The 14993-nt window shown below is 54.5% G+C and carries 15 protein-coding genes; 8 read left to right on the top strand and 7 right to left on the bottom strand.

Annotated features, from left to right (window positions below):
- Positions 1–9 precede the first annotated feature (9 nt).
- Positions 10–753, top strand: coding sequence for a hypothetical protein (locus AC55FS_RS01255; protein ID WP_496934250.1), 744 nt, complete (start codon positions 10–12; stop codon positions 751–753).
- Here AC55FS_RS01255 and AC55FS_RS01250 read toward each other — a convergent pair.
- From AC55FS_RS01250 to AC55FS_RS01240, 3 genes are all read right to left on the bottom strand, one after another.
- Positions 743–2137, bottom strand: coding sequence for an HDOD domain-containing protein (locus AC55FS_RS01250; protein ID WP_496934249.1), 1395 nt, complete (start codon positions 2135–2137; stop codon positions 743–745). The genes AC55FS_RS01255 and AC55FS_RS01250 overlap by 11 nt on opposite strands.
- 110 nt (positions 2138–2247) lie before the next feature.
- Positions 2248–4326, bottom strand: a complete 2079-nt coding sequence (recG, locus tag AC55FS_RS01245; protein WP_496934248.1) for an ATP-dependent DNA helicase RecG — start codon at positions 4324–4326, stop codon at positions 2248–2250.
- Between the two features lie 8 nt (positions 4327–4334).
- Positions 4335–5231: a hydrogen peroxide-inducible genes activator gene (locus AC55FS_RS01240; protein ID WP_496934247.1), complete on the bottom strand. Its 897-nt coding sequence runs from the start codon at positions 5229–5231 to the stop codon at positions 4335–4337.
- 151 nt (positions 5232–5382) lie between these two features.
- Between AC55FS_RS01240 and AC55FS_RS01235 the strand changes: the two genes are divergently transcribed.
- Positions 5383–6234 carry an SDR family oxidoreductase gene (locus tag AC55FS_RS01235; protein WP_496934246.1) on the top strand — a complete coding sequence of 284 codons (852 nt, stop codon included), beginning with the start codon at positions 5383–5385 and terminating at the stop codon, positions 6232–6234.
- Between the two features lie 74 nt (positions 6235–6308).
- Here AC55FS_RS01235 and glmU read toward each other — a convergent pair whose 3' ends face one another.
- Both glmU and AC55FS_RS01225 read right to left on the bottom strand, forming a co-directional pair.
- Positions 6309–7667: a bifunctional UDP-N-acetylglucosamine diphosphorylase/glucosamine-1-phosphate N-acetyltransferase GlmU gene (glmU, locus tag AC55FS_RS01230; RefSeq protein WP_496934245.1), complete on the bottom strand. Its 1359-nt coding sequence runs from the start codon at positions 7665–7667 to the stop codon at positions 6309–6311.
- A gap of 61 nt (positions 7668–7728) precedes the next feature.
- A complete protein-coding gene (locus AC55FS_RS01225; RefSeq protein WP_496934244.1) occupies positions 7729–8547 on the bottom strand; it encodes a metal ABC transporter solute-binding protein, Zn/Mn family in 819 nt (272 codons plus the stop codon).
- Between the two features lie 56 nt (positions 8548–8603).
- Between AC55FS_RS01225 and AC55FS_RS01220 the strand changes: the two genes are divergently transcribed.
- Genes AC55FS_RS01220 through znuB form a run of 3 tightly spaced genes read left to right on the top strand, consistent with a single transcriptional unit; the run spans position 8604 to position 10635 of the window.
- Positions 8604–9095: a Fur family transcriptional regulator gene (locus AC55FS_RS01220; RefSeq protein ID WP_496934243.1), complete on the top strand. Its 492-nt coding sequence runs from the start codon at positions 8604–8606 to the stop codon at positions 9093–9095.
- Complete coding sequence (gene znuC / locus AC55FS_RS01215) at positions 9092–9847, top strand: zinc ABC transporter ATP-binding protein ZnuC (protein WP_496934242.1); 756 nt, start codon at positions 9092–9094, stop codon at positions 9845–9847. Before AC55FS_RS01220 ends, znuC begins: the two co-directional genes overlap by 4 nt.
- Positions 9844–10635: a zinc ABC transporter permease subunit ZnuB gene (gene znuB / locus AC55FS_RS01210; RefSeq protein ID WP_496934241.1), complete on the top strand. Its 792-nt coding sequence runs from the start codon at positions 9844–9846 to the stop codon at positions 10633–10635. The genes znuC and znuB overlap by 4 nt, the downstream gene beginning before the upstream one ends.
- Here znuB and AC55FS_RS01205 read toward each other — a convergent pair.
- Positions 10604–11224, bottom strand: coding sequence for an SCO family protein (locus tag AC55FS_RS01205; RefSeq protein WP_496934240.1), 621 nt, complete (start codon positions 11222–11224; stop codon positions 10604–10606). The genes znuB and AC55FS_RS01205 overlap by 32 nt on opposite strands.
- 42 nt (positions 11225–11266) lie before the next feature.
- Here AC55FS_RS01205 and AC55FS_RS01200 point away from each other — a divergent pair, with 42 nt between their 5' ends.
- Both AC55FS_RS01200 and AC55FS_RS01195 read left to right on the top strand, forming a co-directional pair.
- Positions 11267–12607 carry an MATE family efflux transporter gene (locus AC55FS_RS01200; protein ID WP_496934239.1) on the top strand — a complete coding sequence of 447 codons (1341 nt, stop codon included), beginning with the start codon at positions 11267–11269 and terminating at the stop codon, positions 12605–12607.
- Positions 12608–12816: 209 nt separating this feature from the next.
- Entirely contained in the window at positions 12817–13440 is a 624-nt protein-coding gene (locus tag AC55FS_RS01195) for a hypothetical protein (protein ID WP_496934238.1), read from the top strand.
- A gap of 8 nt (positions 13441–13448) precedes the next feature.
- Here AC55FS_RS01195 and AC55FS_RS01190 read toward each other — a convergent pair whose 3' ends face one another.
- Positions 13449–14366, bottom strand: coding sequence for a LysR family transcriptional regulator (locus tag AC55FS_RS01190; protein WP_496934237.1), 918 nt, complete (start codon positions 14364–14366; stop codon positions 13449–13451).
- A gap of 80 nt (positions 14367–14446) precedes the next feature.
- Here AC55FS_RS01190 and AC55FS_RS01185 point away from each other — a divergent pair, with 80 nt between their 5' ends.
- Positions 14447–14989, top strand: coding sequence for a cytochrome b (locus AC55FS_RS01185; protein WP_496934236.1), 543 nt, complete (start codon positions 14447–14449; stop codon positions 14987–14989).
- Positions 14990–14993: the final 4 nt, after the last annotated feature.

Genomic DNA, 14993 nt, shown 5'->3' with positions numbered 1-14993 from the left:
GGGAGACTGATGTTGAAGCGCTGTACCCTGCTATTACTGCTACTGGCTGCGCCATTGAGCTGGAGCGACACGCAAGATCTGGCTTTGCTGGATGCTAACACCAGTAGCACGGTGAATCCCGTGAGTGTGCGGCAACATGTCGCCGAGCTGATGGGGGTGGTTGGTCTTGCCGATCAAGCGCGTCACGTCAGTCAGGCCGTGTTAAATGCTCAGCAGGCTTCACTTGGCCATCAGTATCGGGTGGTCAATCGCGTGGCAGCGCTGTGGTCGCCGCAACGGGTACAGCAGTATTGGCTTGATGCCGCCCCCAACCTCTCTGAGCAGCAAGCATTGCAACTGCAGCAGCAACTACAGCGCTTGCCGTGGCAGCAGGCTAAACAGCGTGAACTGCGTGCCATTGAACAGCAAAACTCGGCGGAGTATGAGCAATACGTGCAGCGTCTGCGTCAGCAAAATCCGCCCGCTGACCGCTTGGCCTTGATTGATGCCCTGAATGAAGCCATGCATTTTTCACAGTTGATGATTCGCACCCGTGCGTCTGTGTATCAGCAGTTGCAACAGGAACTGCCAGACTGGCAAGCACCAGAGCAGTGGCAACTTGGTGTACGTCAGCAAGTGAGGGAATTTTTGCTGTTTACCCATCGACGTACTCCCAATGAGCAGCTGCAAGGACTGGTTGAGCTGTATCGGCAGCCGCTATTACAGCAGTGGGTGCAGCGCTTTGTACAACGCTTGCCCGAGGTTAACGGTTAAGCATCTGCGCCATCTTAGCCAGTTCGTCGAGCTGGCTTAATACCTGCTCTGTGGTTTCAGCGACCGCCTCTTCCTTAAGCCCTAAGTGATCGAGCAAATAGTCTTCTGTGTGCTCGGCCGGACCATCACCAAAACCATGGTGGCGTAGGCTGCGACAAGCAATGTAGAGCAGATGAGCGAAATCTCGATGTTCACCTTCATAATGTGGATTATGCATTTGCCGGGTCGCCACCACCACCTCGTCGGGCATGCGCCATTGCTGCATCAGGCAAGCGCTGACTTGCTCACGAGTCATGCCGAGTAAATGCCGTTCAATATAAAAGCGATTAATGTGGGGGTTGGCTTCGATATGGCGGCTGATCAGTGAAAATTGCGGCGGGAACACGTGCCCTAGCACCAGAAAACCAAAGTTGTGCAGCAAACCACACAGATAAGCGAGACCATGATTGGGCCGTAGTCGGTTGGGCATGCGCCGTACCAGCTCACCGCACAGTGCTGCAGTAACGACGGACTGCTGCCAAAATGGTGCGTAACCATTGGGGCCCTCTTTGGGCACCGTCAGAGTCCGCCCGAGTGCCAGCCCGAGCGCCAGATTAATCACCAGATCAAATCCCAGTACCCGAATCACCGCTTCTTCTACGGTTTTGACTTCACCGCGTACGCCGTAATACGGGGATCTGGCCCAGCTAACCACTTGAGCCGACATACCCGGGTCTAGCTCTACCGCTTGTGCCAGGCTGGTGCTGTCGGCGTTGGGGTCAACTCGTAGTTCTATAATGCGACGTGCCGTTTCTGGTAGTGGCGGTAAGTCGAGGGTTTCTTCCAGCCGCTGCTGTATACGCAATGGCGTGAACTGGCGGATAGCCACTTCGACATCGGATAGATCTTGATCTCTGTCTTGATGATGCAAATCCAGAGGCAAAGGAGCTGTGTATTGGCCGACGTGGGAGCTGGCTGTCAGGCTGCGAAATTGCTCCATCGGAACCTTTAGCCACTGATGTTCATCACCGGCAACAATATAGAGCTCATTTTGCTCCAGCAGCGCATCATCGACCAGGCTATCGATACCGGTCACTTGTGGCAAAGCCGGGAATTCCGACAGACCGTGGTGACGTTTTAATTTATCCAGTTCGTCCGCGCCCAATGCCACAAACTGCCGCCCTAGCCGGTGAGCAAGAAGATTTAAATCGAGCATGCGATTACCGGGAATCACCACCTGAACCTGCCCTGCAGCGTCTTTTAAAAACACCACATTGGCGACTTGAGCGGAATATGAAGCGGGCGTATTGCTTTGCATAAGGCGGAGAAGTTCCTCATCGTCCGTCAGCGTGTATTGGATGTGCCAGTCTTCAAGCACTTTACGCACTGTTGCCGGGATTGCCATGGCGACCACCTGAGCTAGATCCATCTAATCAGTATAGGTTAGCTGGCTTGTCTCAGCATGATAGCGGCGATGTTCATGCTGTGATCAAGTCGTCGTAAAACGACTCATACTTAGACGCTGGCAAAGCGTTCGGCGTCGCCTAACCAGCGCCGTATCAAAGGCTCGACCGCTTCAGGGTGTTGCTGCCAGATCTGCTCGGCCATGGTGCGTACTTGCGGCAGTAATTCGCCATCACGCTGTAGATCGGCAATACGCAGCATCTGCAGGCCAGTCTGGCGGGTACCCAGCAGCTCGCCTGGGCCGCGGATTTGCAGATCTTGTTCCGCAATATAAAAACCATCCTGGCTGTCACGCATCACTTGCAAACGTTGCTTGCTGGTCAGCGACAGCGGCGCCTTGTACAGCAAGACACAATGGCTTTTGGCCGACCCTCGACCGACCCGGCCACGTAATTGGTGCAGCTGCGCCAGGCCCAAACGTTCCGGGTTTTCGATAATCATCAAGCTGGCGTTGGGAACATCAACGCCCACTTCAATAACAGTGGTGGCGACCAGTAAGTCGATTTCGTGGGCTTTAAAGGCGGCCATAATGGCGGCTTTTTCATTAGCCTTCATGCGCCCGTGAACCAACGCAATGCGTAAATGTGGCAAGGCATCACGCAACTCCTCGGCGGTATTTTCGGCCGCTTGGCATTGCAAGGTTTCACTTTCTTCAATCAGGGTACATACCCAGTAGGCTTGGCGGCCATCACCACAGGCATGATTGACGCGTTCAATGACTTGATCACGGCGCTGATCGGCAATGGCTACTGTGGTGATGGGACTGCGCCCGGGGGGCAGCTCATCGATAACCGAGGTATCGAGATCGGCGTAAGCGCTCATGGCGAGGGTGCGTGGAATTGGCGTCGCCGTCATGATGAGCTGATGCGGAGACAAACCTTGCTGACGGCCTTTTTCGCGCAACGATAGGCGTTGATGTACCCCAAACCTGTGCTGCTCATCAATGATGACCAAGGCCAAATTCTGAAACTCAACGTCGTCTTGAAATAACGCATGGGTGCCCACTGCGAGCTGAACCTCACCACTGGCAAAGTCTGCCAAAGCGGCTTGCCGGGCTTTACCTTTGACCTTGCCTGCGAGCCAGCCACAGCGTACCCCAAGGGGCTCAAACCAGTGACTCAAATTATGGAGGTGCTGTTCGGCCAGGATCTCGGTCGGCGCCATTAATGCCACTTGATAGCCTGCTGCTAGTGCCTGGCAGGCTGCTAAAGCGGCGACTAGGGTTTTGCCCGAGCCAACATCGCCTTGCACCAGTCGAAGCATGGGGTATGGGCGGCATAAGTCGGCGCCGATTTCATTGACCACTCGCTGCTGCGCAGCGGTGGGGGTGAAAGGCAGTTGAGCCAGTAGTTGTGGTTGCAAGCGATTGTCATTGGCCAAGGCGGCCGCTTGATGCGCTTGTACTTGCGCTCGCAGTCGATGCAGTGACAGCTGGTGGGCCAACAATTCTTCCAAAATCAGTCGCTTTTGCGCTGGATGTTGCCCCTGTTCGAGCTGCGCCAGATTGGTATCCGTAGGCGGCTGGTGCAAAAATAACAGAGCTTGCTCAAGGGTCGGTAGCTGCCACTGTTTTAGCCAATCGGCGGGCAGCAGGTCGGTCAAATTCAGCTTTTGTTGGCGCAGCAGGTTAAGGGATTCTTCGTGCAAAATACGCAGCCGCTGCTGACTGATGCCATCAGTCGCCGGATAGACTGGCGTCAACTTAGCTTCCAGCTCGTTTTCTAAGCCGTCTTCTATCAGTTGGTATTCGGGGTGATACAACTCCAGGCCACTGGCACCGCGGCGCGGTTCGCCATAACAGCGGATAGTGTTGCCAGTGGAGAACTGTTTTTTTTGCAGTGCGCTGAAATGGTAAAAGCGCAAACTGACGATACCTGAGTGGTCTTGCAGTTTGACCAACAGGCTGCGGCGTTTGTTAAACACCACACTGGCCGCGCGTACTTCGCCTTGAATTACCGCCGGGCGCATGGGTTGCAGCGCACCAATGGCGGTAATGCGACTGCGGTCTTCGTAGCGAAATGGCAGATGAAAAAACCAGTCTGCCAAATTAAAGATGTGCAGCGCCTGCAGTTGTTCGGCCAGCTTGGGGCCAATGCCCTTAATGTCGGTTAATTCAGACGCTGCCGCCATACAGAGGCCTAGCGGATTTCACATTGCAGAGCGGTTTCCAACATCAGGTCGATTGCCTGACCGCGAGGGAAACTCAATCGCCAGGCTAAGGCGACACTGCGATAGGGAGCGGGAGAAGAAAACGGTCGGGTGGTGACCAGGTTGTGGTCGATATTACTGATCGCGGATTCTGGCAGCACCGAAATGCCCAGCCCCGTGGCCACCATATGCTTCAGTGTTTCCAGCGAACTGCCTTCGGTAACGCTGCCCAGACGGGTGTGGTGTTTGCGTGATAGCGCTGGACAAAACTCGAACACCTGGTCACGAAAACAATGGCCTTCGCCCAACATCAACAGGTCTTCATCGACCAGCATATCGGGCTCGATGCTGTCTCGCTGGCACCAAGGATGGCCCTTTGGCAAAACCACAACAAAATTTTCGTCGTACAGGACCCGGGTAACAACATCGGGTTCATTAAAGGGCAGTGCCACTATGATGGCATCGAGCTCGCCGTCACGCAGCTGGCGGCGTAACACGCCGGTGTAGTTTTCCTCCAGATACAAGGGCATGGCCGGTGCACGACGATGAATCTGCGGTACTAAGTGTGGGAACAAATAGGGTCCAATGGTAAAGATGGCACCAATGCGCAGTGGCGTGCTGAGCTGGTCTTTACCTGAGCTGGCCAGCTCCTTGATGGCCCGAGCTTCTTCCAGCACACGCTGAGCTTGGGTGACGATGCGCTCGCCCAGAGGAGTGACTCGTACCGCACTCTTACTGCGCTCAAAGATGGCGACTTCTAGCTCGCTTTCTAACTTCTTTATCGCTACGCTCAGCGTCGGCTGACTGACGAAACATTTCTCTGCCGCGCGACCAAAATGGCGCTCCTGAGCCAGGGTGACAATATATTTCAGTTCCGTCAGTGTCATGATTAGTCTCTTGTATAGGTGAGATATCCGCGATAAAGCTTACCTATCAAGGTAGTGAAAATAAAGCACCTGGCCCGTGTCAGGTGCCACAATAACAGGGCGGCGTCGGAACCGCCGTGAGCGCAAATATCCGTCAGCAGGGGAGTAAGATATGGCGCGTATTATGATTGTTGGGGCTGGTGATATTGGTGGTGGCTTGGCCTGTCACCTACATGGACAAGGACATGACGTCGTTGCGGTACGACGATCTGACAAAGCCGTCGGTGACGGCATCACCTGTGTGCAGGCCGATGTGGCCGATCCAGAGACCCTAATCGAGCTAGCACAGCCCGTCGATATTCTGGTGTACAGCGTTGCATCGCCCGATTTCTCCAAAGAGGGCTATCACACCTTCTATTACAAAGGTTTAAAAAACGTGTTGCGGGCGGTGCGAGCGCAGGCACCTAAGCATGTGTTTTTTGTTTCCAGCTCCAGCGTTTATCACCAGATGGATGGCGAATGGGTGGATGAAAGCACTGCCACTGAGCCGACCAGTTTTGCTGGCAAAGAAATGTTGGCTGCCGAGCAAGCGCTGTTAAAAGACAAATTGCCTGGCACTGTGGTGCGTTTTACCGGGATTTACGGCCCAGGCCGCAATCGCATGATTGAGCAGGCGCGCCATGGCGGCCATTGTGACCCAGAGCCACCGGTGTGGACCAATCGTATTCATCGCGACGATTGCATTGCGGTGTTGGCCTTGCTGATCGATCGGGCGTTGAACCAGCAACCTTTAGATGACATCTACTTAGCTACGGATGACGAACCGGCTACTTTGTTTGATGTGCTGGAGTGGATGAAAGATCGCATTGGCGATGTCGATCCGGATCACGATATGCCCGAGGTAACGCGCCGTGCTAATCGTCGTTGCAGTAATGCCAGACTCAAAGCGTTGGGCTACGAGTTCCATTATTCGAATTACCGCGACGGCTACGATCAACTGTTGGCCGATATGGGCTTGGTGTAGCGTCACGCTGCAGAGTTGGCAGCAGCGTGACGGTTATAGCCTGAGGCAGTGTTAGCCTGAAATAGTCGCAGCGACTATTTTTTCGGTCGCTGCCAGCCAGAGATATTGCGCTGCTTGCCTCTTGCGATCGCCAGCTCACCGTCTTCGACCTTCTTGGTGATCACTGAGCCTGCACCTGTGGTTGCCTCTTTGCCTACCTGCACCGGGGCCACCAAACAGGTGTTGGAGCCAATAAAGGCACCATCAGAAATCTCCGTTTGGTACTTGTTCACACCATCATAATTGCAGGTGATGGTTCCGGCGCCGATGTTTACGTCTTGTCCTAATTGGGCGTCACCGATATAGCTCAGATGATTGACCTTAGAGCCAGCACCGATGCGGGCCTTTTTCACTTCGCAGAAGTTGCCGACCTTAGCCTTGTGAGCCAGCTCAGCTCCGGGGCGCAGGCGTGCGTATGGGCCAACTTGGCATTCCTGCTCCAGCTGGGCCTGATCGAGCAAGGAAAAGGCGTCAATCTGACTGCCAGCGCCAATGCGACTGTCGCGGATCACGCAGTGGGGGCCGATGCGAACGCCATCGTCCAATACCACCTCGCCTTCAAACACACAGCCGACGTCGATAAAAACATCTTTGCCAACGCTGACCTGGCCACGAATATCGATACGAGCGGGGTCGACTAGGGTCGCGCCTTCATGCATTAGCTGTTCTGCCCGTCGACGCTGAAGACTGCGTTCTAGTTGGGCCAGCTGCAGGCGGTCGTTAACGCCCTGTACTTCATCGCTGTCGTTAGCGAGCAGGCTATTAACGGCAATGCCATCGGCGACGGCCATCGCAATAATGTCGGTTAAATAATATTCGCCTTGGGCGTTAGTGGCAGATAGCCGGGGCAACCAGATCTTTAGCTGCTCTGCATTGACGGCCAGAATGCCGGTGTTTACTTCACGTATCTGCAGCTGCTCGGCTGATGCATCTTTGTGTTCAACGATGGCTTGTACTTGGCCGTGCTGATCACGCACGATGCGGCCATAGCCGCTGGGGTCTGGCAATTCGATGGTTAGTAGTGCCAGCGCTTGCTGCTGAGTTTGCTGTAACAGTTGCTCTAGCGTGTCGCGCTGCAGCAATGGCACGTCGCCATACAACACCAACACGGTAGCGTTATCGGCGATGGCTGGCATGGCTTGGGCAACGGCGTGGCCGGTACCCAGTTGCTCGGTTTGCTCGGACCAAATGATGTCGCTGTGTTGAAACTGCTGGCGGACCAACTCGGCACCATGGCCTACGACCACATGCTGTTGAGCTTGCGGCAGTTGCTGAGCCGTTTCTAATACATGCGCTAGCATGGGTCTACCCGCCAGTGAATGTAACACCTTGGGCAAGTCAGACTTCATGCGCGAGCCTTTGCCCGCAGCCAGGGTAACAACGGCCAGTGCCATAACAATCTCCAGAAAAATCAGCGCAGTATTTTAACAGTAGGGTATAGCCAGAAAACAGCGACTAAGCATCGCTGGGTGGCTGCAGGCAGCCGGCTGCACGTTGCGCCAACTGCAGCAGGAACTGGCCATAGCCTTGCGGCGATAGCTTGATATCGGCCGCCATAGGGTCCAGTTCGGCACGTTGAATCTTCATATCGCCGATTAACGCATCGACCAACGCTGGATCGTATTGCGGCTCGCTAAAGACACAATGCACATTGCCTTGAGCCAATTGAGTGCGTAGCTTGGCCATGGTTTTTAGGCCTGGTTTATGTTCCGGCGACAGGGTTAAGGCGCCTTTTTGCTTCAGCTGTAGGGCTTGCACCCAGTGATCATAAGCACGATGAAAAACAAAAAATCCATGCTCGCGCACAGGTGCCAACAGCGCATCGCTAGTAGCGAGCGTCTGTTGTACCTGCTGGCGAAAATCATCGCTATTTTGTCCCAGTTGCTCGGCCAGTGCGGCTTGCAGCCCGATCATTGCTTCGGGGGATAACCACCAGTGTGGATCTGATGCGGCATTGTCAGGGGCGTAGTCGGCGGCATTGAGCCAAATTTTATCGGGCCAGCGATTCACGAAGTGGCGCAAATACGGCTCAGCTTTTGCGCCGCTCCAGATAATGATGTCGGCCTGTTGCAAGTGGCTGATGTCTGACGGTCGCAGAGCAAAGTCATGCGGTGACATATGGCCGGCAACCAACGTATGTAACTGCTCCGGCTCGACCACGGACGCAGCCACCAAGGCCAGCGGATGAACACTGGCCAGCACCTTCACGGGCTCGCGCGCCAGAGCCGGGCTAAGAGCGAGCATTGTGGCCAGAAATAAAACAATTTTTGTCATTGAGTTGCGGCATTCCTGTCGTAGAATTGCAACATTATAACCTAGAATCTTTGCCTATGACTGCCGATGCTCTCAGCCCCCATAATCACCGCCATTGCATAGATCAGGCTCTGGCTCAGGCACGCCAATTGTGCGAGCAGCGTGGCGCCCGGTTGACCGATATCCGCAAGCGGGTGCTTGAACTGGTGTGGCAAAGTCACCAGCCCGTGGGCGCTTATGATTTGCTGCCGGCGTTGGCTGAAGATGGCTTTAACTCAGCTCCGCCAACGGTTTATCGGGCGTTAGATTTCTTGCTCGAGCTGGGCTTGGTGCATCGGATCAGCAGCTTAAATGCCTTTATTGGTTGCACCAACCCGGGCCACCAGCATCCAAGTTGCTTCTTTTTATGCCGCCAATGCGGCGTTGCCCAAGAGTTGGACCAGGCGTATGTCTCGCGCTTATCGGCCGAGGTTGAAGCCACCTTGGGCGTTGTAGTTGAGACGCAACTGACGGAACTGAGCGGCTTGTGTCCCAATTGTGCTGCCACTGATGCAGGAGCTCGTTCGTGAGCACTGAATTACTTCGTGCGCAACATCTGCAGTTACAACGCCAGCACAAGACGGTGTTGGATAATGTCAGCCTAAGCTTGGCGGCTGGGCACATCATGACCCTGATCGGCCCTAATGGCTGCGGCAAGTCGACCTTAATACGCGTGTTATTGGGGCTTGAGTCCGTCGATAGCGGTGAGCTTTGGCGTCAGCCAGGCCTGCGCATTGGCTATATGCCGCAACGACTGATGTTGGATGATCGACTGCCGCTAAACGTCAGTGATTTTCTCGCCTTGTCGCGCCAAGCCAAGCGCCAGGATTTGCAGCACTGGCTGCAGCGGCTGGGCATTGAACAGTTGCAGCGTCAGTCTGTGCACCGCCTTTCTGGAGGTGAGTGGCAACGTGTGCTGCTAGCACGTGCATTGCTCAATCAGCCACAGTTGTTGGTGCTGGATGAACCGGTGCAAGGGGTGGATGTGCAAGGCCAAATGGAGCTGTATGAGCTGATACCGACCCTTCGCGACGAGCTTGGCTGTGCCGTTTTGATGGTGTCCCACGATTTGCATTTGGTGATGGCGGCGACGGATGAAGTGGTCTGTCTGAATGGCCATGTGTGCTGCTCTGGCCATCCTGATCAGGTGTCTATCGATCCGGCTTATCTGAGTTTATTCGGTCGCCAGCCCACTATGGCGCCCTATACCCACCATCACGACCATGCTCACTGTCTCGATGGTCATGTGGAACCGGTGCAGGTGAATGGAGGGCAGTCATGACGTTGCCTTGGTGGAGTGCGGCGCTGGCCGCCGGCATTTTATTGGCCATTATGGCAGGACCTTTGGGCAGTTTTGTGGTGTGGCGACGCATGGCGTTTTTTGGCGACACCTTAGCTCACGGCGCCTTGTTGGGGGTGACGCTCGGTGTGCTGACCGACATTGATCCGCTGTTGGCGCTAGTACTGGGCTGTGTGGTGCTGGCGCTGCTGTTATTGCCACTGCAACGCAGCAGTCGCGTCTCTTCTGATACCTTGCTCGGCATAGTGTCACATTCGACCCTGGCGTTAGGCATGGTGGCACTGAGCCTGGCCGAGGGGATTCGGGTCGATATGATGGGCTACTTATTTGGTGATCTGCTGGCGGTTGGTCAGCGTGATGTGCTGTGGATGGCTTTGGCTGCACTAGTGGTGTGTGCTTTGCTGGCCTGGCAATGGCGCGGTTTGGTGGCGGTGACCGTCAGTGCCGAGTTAGCTGCGATGGATGGCTATCCGGTGCAACGGTTAAACGTATTACTGGTGGTGCTATTGGCCTTGGTGGTGGCATTAGCCATGAAAGTGGTGGGTATTCTACTGGTCAGTGCACTGCTGATCATACCGGCAGCGACCGCCCGCAGCCTGGCCAGCACCCCGGTGCAAATGGCTCTAGGGGCCATCGTCATTGGGGTGTTTGCCGTAATAGCTGGGCTGTTGGCGTCGTTTTATTGGGATACGCCGGCTGGCCCAGGAGTGGTCGTGGCAGCAGCCAGCGTGTTTGTCGTTAGCTTGCTGCGTCGTCCAGTAGCCAGTTAAGCAGCGGTAGCAGTCGCTGCGGATCGTGCGGCGGAGCAATATAACCACGGTAACGACCTTGTGGATCGAGAATCGCAAGGTTGGCACTGTGGTCCATCAGGTAGGCCTGACCATCTGCTCGGTCGACACGACTGTAGACAGCATGCAACTCACTGGCGAGGGTCTGCAGGGCTTGTGGATTTCCGGTCAGGGCGCGAAATTCCGGATTGAAGTAATCCATATAAGACGACAGCGACTCGGCGCTGTCACGCTGCGGATCGACCGATACCATCACCACCCCCAATTGTTGCTGCTGCCGGGCACTGAGCTGTTTCCAACTGCGGTTGAGATGGGTCAGTGTCATCGGGCAGATGTCTGGGCAGTAGGTGTAGCCAAAAAACAGCAGCTGCCAGCGTCCTGATAAATCGGCAGGTACCAATGGCTGGCCGTTTTCATCGATAAAGCGAAAATCCGATACCGGCAGCGGTTGCGGGAACAGCACCAAGCCATCGCGTTGGATCAGTTGTGCTGGCCCAGATTTTGGGGCAGTCAAGATACCGCTCAGCAGAGCAGCGAATAGCGTTACAACGAGCAAGGTTACACGTAGCATTAGCGCCTCATTTGTGTCCATTCGGGCGGGAGTATACCAACCATGACGGCATCGCCGGAGAAGGTCAACGACAGCTGGCGTGCGACACAAGGTCGCATCCTGGCCCTGGCCTGGCCCATCATCCTGAGCAACATTACCGTGCCTTTGCTGGGCTTAGTCGATACCGCGGTGTTAGGGCATCTGGACGATGCTCGCCATCTTGCAGCCGTGGCCCTTGGCAGTCAGTTATTTACCTTGTTGTTCTGGAGCTTTGGGTTTTTACGCATGGGCACCACGGCGCTGGTGGTGCAGGCCAGCGGTCGCAATGATCAGCAACAAGTGATTCAAGTGTTGCAGCGAGCGCTGTGGTTCATCGTGCCGTTAGCACCAACGGTGGCGCTGTTATCCTGGTGGTTATGGCCACTGCTATTGCCGCTGATGGGTGGCTCTTCGGCGCTGCAGCAAGAAGCCCTGCAGTATCTGCATATTCGTTTGCTGGCGACGCCCGCTGTGCTGCTGCAATACAGCCTGATGGGATGGTTTATTGGCCAGGGCAAAACCCGTTTGCCGCTGCTGATGCTGGTCACTGCCAATAGTATCAATGCGCTGTTGGACGTTGTTTTTGTTTTTGCTTTGGATATGACCAGTAACGGCGTTGCTCTGGCAACGGCCATCGCTGACTACAGCGCCGCTGGGTTGGGAGTGTGGCTGGCGCAACGACAGGGTCTGCATGGATTGGGAGCGATGCCGACGCTGTCCTCTATGGCGGCGACATTACGGGTTAATCAGCACCTTTTTTTACGTACCCTGTGTTTGTTGTCGGTGTTTGCCTTTTTTACTGCTCAAGGAGCACGTCAGGGCGAGTTAATTCTGGCTACGAATGCCATGCTGATTACATTGCTGCTGTTAATTTCCAATGCCTTGGACGGTTTTGCTCACGCCGCAGAGTCCTTAACCGGACAAGCGTTAGGCAGCAACCAGCCGACCCAGTTACGGCGTGCGGTGATGGCCACCGGCATTAACTCTGCGGTACTGGCATTATTCCTTTGCGGGCTGTTCTGGCTGGCAGGCCCTTGGCTATTGGCGCAACTCACCGACAATCCGGCACTGCTGGATAGTTTGCAGCAATATCAAGGCTTTTTGTTCTGGCTGCCGCTGGCTGGCTGCGCCAGTTATTGGCTGGATGGAGTACTGGTCGGGGCGGGTGCTACAGCATCGATGCGCAATGCCATGGTGCTGTCAGCCATGATGGTGTTTTTGCCACTCTGGTGGTGGTTGCAGGCCTTTGGCAATGACGGTTTATGGTGGGCCTTTTATGGTTTTTTGCTGGCTCGCGGCAGCTTCATGATATGGCCGTTAGTGCAGATCATGCGCCATCCGCAGGCTTTTCGAGAAGCGCATTAGCGCTTTTGCAAAGCTGGTCTATACTTCCCGGCTTTGCCGTCAGACCCTTTGTAAGCGCCTGATTATGTTTATTTTTTTTAGACTAAATCCGTCTAAACGAAAACGCTTCTGACTATTGTATGTGAGCCGGCAGCTGATTAACGTGTAACCCCATCGGAGGGAATCACTGGGAAATAATCACCATGCGCGACGACCATTTGGACACTCTTGTGCATAGTATTCAGGCTGCCAAAACAGCCGAGTATCAGCATCAGATTTTGCGCCAACAAGTACAGTTACATCATCAGCAAATCTCACGCCTGGTAGACTTATCCAGGGACAGCAACGGCGATACCTTGTATCACTTTGTTTTACGCTATATCAGTGAAGTGCCCAGCATGCTGTTGAATCTCCAGCATGCCGCTATCGAAGCGGGTTTGTGGCGTTATGTGCAGCCCGTTATGGAAGTTGCTCTGGCCTTTGTTCAGCCTGAACCTGAGCAGCCCGAAAGCGATCAAATTGTCTCGCTACTGCATCAGGCGTATCTCGTTCACCGGTTATTGGAAGAGGTCAATGAGACCTATATTCACCGTGTCGGACAGCCAATGGTGCCGCAGGATATGACCTTGGCCAATGTCATTGTTCATACCTTGATTGAAGAATCTCTAGTAGAAGGTTTGGAGCGTTTGGTTGAGCATTCTGTGCAACAGGTGTTCAGTCCTAAGCGCGCTTATCAGGATCCTGATTTTTGCGCTTACCTATCGCGTCGCGAAAACAACAACCTTGTGCGTATCGCCCAGCCCTGGCCCTGCATGAGCGCTGAAATGGGCATGCCAAGCCCAATGCTGAATTGATGTACAGCTTAACCATCGCCCAGCTGTTGATGTAAAAACTCCAACAAGGCCCTGACCCGGGAGCTGTTTTTTAGCTCCCGATGATAAACAAACCACATAGGTTCCGGCTTGGCCGGGATATCCAGCGGTACCGGCAGCAGCCCGTCATTCTGCGCTTGCTGGTGTTGCAGAGAACCAAAACCGCCAATTCCCATGCCTTCTCTGACGGCATAATAAATGTCGTTAAAACTGTTGCTGCTGAGGGCAATGCAGTGTTCAGGCACGCGTTGCAACACCGCTCGTATTTCAGCAATGCGGCGCTTACTACCGGTTGGCAACACCCAGGCGTGCTGCGCTGCTTGATCCAATGAGCTGGGCAGACCATAGCGACGGGCATAGCTGGGTGCAGCATAAAAATGAATTTCTACCCGAGTTAACGGCCGGGCAATCAAATCGGCTTGCTGGGGCTGAGGGCCCATACGAATTGCGACGTGAACATCGCCATTGGTGAGATTAACGTGTTCATCCGTGGCCAGTACTTGCACCCGGATTTCTGGGTGTTGATGACGGAAGTCGCGCAGTAAAGGCGCAAAGAATTGAGAAAAATCCGTGGCGGTGGAAATTCGCAAGGTTCCGCCTGGACTGGCGTCCAGTGCCGCTAAGTTGCTGTGCAATCGCTGCATCGACGCGGCTAATGGCTGCCCATGTTGCAGCAGGTAGCGGCCTGCATCGGTGAGTTTGTAGCCGCGCTGGTGGCGGATAAACAGGTTTTGGTTCAGGCTGCTTTCCAGCTGGTTGATGTGCCTTAGCACGGTGGAATGATTCATACCCAGCTGTTCGCCAGCGCGACTCAAACTACCCAGCTCGGCCACGGCCAATGCAATGCGGATATCATCCCAGCGAAAATCATCGCCCATATTGAATAAGTTCTGTGCAAATATGCACAATTATTGTCTCGTAATTGTTCTTTTTCAAACACTGCCGTCCCGCTATGGTATGAAATCACCAAGCTAAAACGAGAATCGTTATGCTCAAAAATACGCCCAATGGGTATGGTTGGGTGTCCATCGCATTGCACTGGGTGATGGCGTTGGCGCTGTTGGGGCTATTTGGCTTGGGCCTGTATATGGTCGAGCTGACCTATTACGACCCCTGGTACCGGCAATCGCTGAATTGGCACAAAAGCATCGGTATCTTACTGGCAGTGACCTGGCTGATACGGGTACTGTGGCGACTGAGTAATTCCACACCTGAGGTCATTGCCTCTAAACGCTGGCAGGTATTGTCTGCCCATGCAGCGCATTGGCTGTTGTATCTGTTGATGCTGGCCTTGTTTGTTAGTGGCTATTTGATATCGACCGCCGATGGCCGCGAGATTGATGTTTTCGGTTGGTTCTCTGTACCTGCCACAGTAACCGGCGATAACCAAGAAGACTGGGCCGGCGAAGTACACGAATGGTTAGCCTGGAGCATCATCGCAGTGGCTGCGGTGCATGCGGTGGCTGCCATCAAACATCATGTCATTGATGGTGACGACACATTAAAACGCATGTTTAAAGCAAAGAAATAAGGAG

The organism is Bacterioplanes sp. CLAM21 (genome assembly GCF_059641015.1).
Note: the sequence above shows the minus strand (reverse complement) of the source record. Positions and strands in the feature narration are given on the sequence as shown.